The sequence below is a fragment of the Actinomadura sp. HBU206391 genome, assembly GCF_014323665.1.
In the GTDB taxonomy this organism is placed as follows: Bacteria; Actinomycetota; Actinomycetes; order Streptosporangiales; family Streptosporangiaceae; genus Actinomadura_C.
Window position 1 is genome coordinate 1 of the sequence record NZ_JABVEB010000438.1, and the last position, 3,209, is coordinate 3,209.

Annotated in this window: 6 protein-coding genes; 2 read left to right on the top strand and 4 right to left on the bottom strand. The window is 66.8% G+C overall.

Features of this window, described 5'->3' with window-relative positions:
• Window positions 1-189: 189 nt before the first annotated feature.
• On the top strand, window positions 190-516 hold the full coding sequence (locus HKK72_RS37895) for a cupin domain-containing protein (RefSeq protein ID WP_315987651.1): 327 nt from the start codon (window positions 190-192) through the stop codon (window positions 514-516).
• Window positions 517-625: 109 nt separating this feature from the next.
• On the opposite strand, the gene HKK72_RS37900 is transcribed toward HKK72_RS37895, so the two are convergent.
• Together HKK72_RS37900 and HKK72_RS37905 are read right to left on the bottom strand one after the other, a co-directional pair.
• On the bottom strand, window positions 626-1,243 hold the full coding sequence (locus tag HKK72_RS37900; protein WP_187239208.1) for a DUF416 family protein: 618 nt from the start codon (window positions 1,241-1,243) through the stop codon (window positions 626-628).
• Complete coding sequence (locus HKK72_RS37905) at window positions 1,240-1,794, bottom strand: TetR/AcrR family transcriptional regulator (RefSeq protein ID WP_187239209.1); 555 nt, start codon at window positions 1,792-1,794, stop codon at window positions 1,240-1,242. Before HKK72_RS37905 ends, HKK72_RS37900 begins: the two co-directional genes overlap by 4 nt.
• A gap of 64 nt (window positions 1,795-1,858) precedes the next feature.
• Here HKK72_RS37905 and HKK72_RS37910 point away from each other — a divergent pair, with 64 nt between their 5' ends.
• Window positions 1,859-2,266 (top strand): nuclear transport factor 2 family protein, encoded by a 408-nt coding sequence (locus HKK72_RS37910; protein WP_187239210.1) that lies wholly within the window; start codon window positions 1,859-1,861, stop codon window positions 2,264-2,266.
• A gap of 94 nt (window positions 2,267-2,360) precedes the next feature.
• Here the strand turns inward: HKK72_RS37910 and HKK72_RS37915 are convergent, their stop codons facing one another.
• The gene (locus tag HKK72_RS37915; RefSeq protein ID WP_187239211.1) at window positions 2,361-2,948 is read right to left on the bottom strand and encodes an SseB family protein; all 588 of its coding nucleotides are present in this window, start codon (window positions 2,946-2,948) and stop codon (window positions 2,361-2,363) included.
• A gap of 53 nt (window positions 2,949-3,001) precedes the next feature.
• Window positions 3,002-3,209: SseB family protein (locus HKK72_RS37920; RefSeq protein ID WP_222721646.1), on the bottom strand; the 208-nt coding region annotated here is incomplete at its 5' end.

Here is a 3,209-nt window from a genome sequence, read left to right on the forward strand (position 1 = left end):
CATCCCCGGCTTCCGCGACATCGGCCGGATCATGCGGTACCGGTACTAGGCCCTGTCCCGTGGATCGTCCGGTCGTGCGGCAGCGTTGAGGACATTGAGGGCGGGCCACAATTCCAAATTGGCTCTGGGCGGTGTCTGGCTCTGTCCGGAAAGATGGGTTTCATGGCGAAAACACATGGGACGGGGCCGGTGTCGATCGAGAAGATCATCGCCTCCTTGCCTGGTCCCTTTCAGCAGCGTGACCTGGTCACGGCCAACGACACGGTGGTCCGGATCGCCCTGTTCGAAGGCGAGTTTCCTTGGCATGAGCATGAGGAAGACGAGTTGTTCTTGTGCTGGGATGGGAGCTTTCGCATCGAGTTGGACGGGCGGACCTCGGTCACGCTCAACGCTGGTGAGTTGTTCGTCGTCCCCGCAGGCACCAGGCATCGGCCCGTGGCCGAGCACGCTGCACACGTCCTGATGATCGAGCGTCCGGAGACCGAGCAGTACGGAAACCAGCGCCCAGCCTCATAGCTCAGGTGACTGGGTCGCTGAGCCAGATGCGGATCGAGGCGACGTCGATGGTGCCCTACGAAACACGGCCCAGTGCGCCCGGCGCCTGTGCCACGCGAACTCCGGGTCATCAGGGATCGGTCGTCGATCTGCGCAGCCATGCGAGGGTCTCCGTGGTGGGCCCAACGGTCTCCAACGCCTCCAAATCGAGCAACTGGCGGCGTACTTCCCGCTGGACGAGCGGATCCTGCAATTCGGCCCGGCCGGGCTCCGTGCCGTCGCTGCGGGCGGAGGCGATCACCATTGCGATGCTTCGGCCGTATCGCAGGCAGTGCACCACTTCCAGGACCCGGCCATGGACGGCGCAGTGCAGGGCCCCAGTCACCGCCCATACGGCATAGACGGCGTTACCGGTGACCACCGTGGAGAAGTCGGCGAGATTGTCCGGTCCGAGCGGCGTCTGCTCCAGGCAGTCCACGCCCAGGGGCACGATGTCGATCGGGGAACCGTGGTGCAGACGGTTCCACACGTCGTCGAGAGCGCGTCGCAGCACCGAGGGCTCACCGCGGCCGGTGTGCTCGTGGAACCGCAGGTAGTTCGGCAACAGCCGGTCGGCGACCGACGCCGCGAGCGCCGCCCGGGCGCTCGGGTCGAGTCCGTCGAGCCGCGTAGTCAGGCGTTCCGGCTCGCTGACCCACCTGGCGAGCCGCGCGGCGTCGCTTTCCCCGTCCGGATGCCGCCCGGTCATGACAGCACGGCGCGGCAGGTCGCGGTGATGAGTTCGTCGACCGACGGCGGAGGCGGTTCGCGTCTCGTCAGGTAGCGCCGGACCGCGCCGTAAGGAACGTCGACCAGCGCGAAGACCAGCCGCTCATAGCCGAGGCCGCGTGCGGTGGCGAGAGCCTTCAACTCGGCCGACGCCCGCGCGTTCAGGTCCCCGAGGCCGGCGCCGAGCTCGGCCGGCCATCCCGCGGCCAGTTCCTCGCGGCGATAGAGCAGCAGCACCGCCGCCTCGGCGGGATGCCGGCGGCACCATGCCGGAGTGTGCAACGCGGCGGCCTCGACGTCACCGGCGGTCACGGCCGCCACGAACCCCTCCTGGAACCTGCGGACACAGCGGACCCACAGGGTGGCGAGCAGCAGATCCCTGGAGCCGAACCGGTGATACAGCGAGCCGACCGGCCCACCGAGCCGCGCGGCGATGGCGGCCATCGTGGCGGCGCCGGGTCCGCTCTCGACCGTGATGGCGAGTGCCGCGTCGAGGATCTGGTCCTCGCTGAACTTGGCAGGTCTTCCCACAGAACGCCTCCAGTGATATTAGTTGGATCGTACTAGAATCTGGGAACTAATACGGGAGGCGTGCATGCTCACGGCATCCGAGGTCGTCAAGGGGTTCTACGTCGCCGCTCAGGCCGGGGACGGAGCCGGGATTCTCGCCATCCTGCATCCCGACTTCGAGGCCCATGTCGCACCTGGCCTGCCGTGTGATGCGGGAGGTGCCTTCCGCGGGCCGAAGACGGCGCTCGCCCGGGTCTGGGGTGCGATCTTCAGCGCGTACGACACGGCTCCGTACGACGAGACCTGGCAGGAGACCGCCGACGGCACCGTCGTGGTCACCGGACATTACCGAGGCACCGCGCGCGCCACCGGCCGCGCCTACGAGGCGGAGTTCGCGCACCTGTGGCGGGTCACCGATGGGCGGATCTCCTGGCTGCACCAGTACACCGACACGGCGCGGTGGCACGAGGCCCTCGTTCCGGCCGCCGGGTGACGCCGCACTACCGGTGAGGCCGACCGGTCATGACCGATCGCATCGGTGGACCTGCTCAGGGCTTCGGACGGCGAGAACGACGACCACCGGAGGTTCATCCTTTATCCGGTTCCTCTGACGTGCCCGGTAGCGTGACTCGCACGCTGTGCGGGGCTCCCGGATCGAGTAAGAGATCGTATCCGGGTGACAGCAGGTCGAGGATCTCGTCGCCGGTCGTGGAGAACCACGCGGTGTCACCCATTGCCTGCGTGAGTGCCACAAGCGAGGTGAACGCCGGGATCAGTTCTCCGTGGGCGACGAATCCCGGCTCCTCGCCGGCCTGGAGGCAGAGGATCGCTTCGCGAAATCGGGCGATCAGCTCTGCCTGGTCGCCACTGCCGTGACTGATTCGCCGTGCGGCCTCGATCAACGCGACGCCCGGTCGGCGCAACTCGGCAATGGAGATGAGTTCGCCGGGGGGCGTTACGAACAGATGGACATCGTCGGGGAGGATGGCCAGCAATTCGTGCCCGAGAAGCCGATGCCAGCGTGCACATCCGGGAGGCGACTCGGAAGGACGGTGCTTGTCACCGTCGAAACCCGGTACTACCACCCGGTCATCGGCATGCAGCAGAAGCAGCTCACCCTCAGCGGTGACGGGAACCGACAGCTCGACGTTCAGAAGCCTCATCGGGGAGGTCATCGAACCGCGCCCTCAAGTTCATCACCTGGAGTCATCGCCGATGCCACCAGCGGTCAGCTGATTTCCTTCGTATGAGACTGACCAGGATCGAGGACGACGTCCTGGCCAGGGGACAGCGTCTCGAGAAGGCGTTGTCCGATGACGGTGGTCCAAGGCACTTCGCCTTCGTGGATCCATAGGGCCAGCAGGGAGCTGAACACCGGGATTCGCTGTGCGTCCGCTCCGGCCGTCATTTCGTCCGCTGCTCTGAGGAAGACGGTG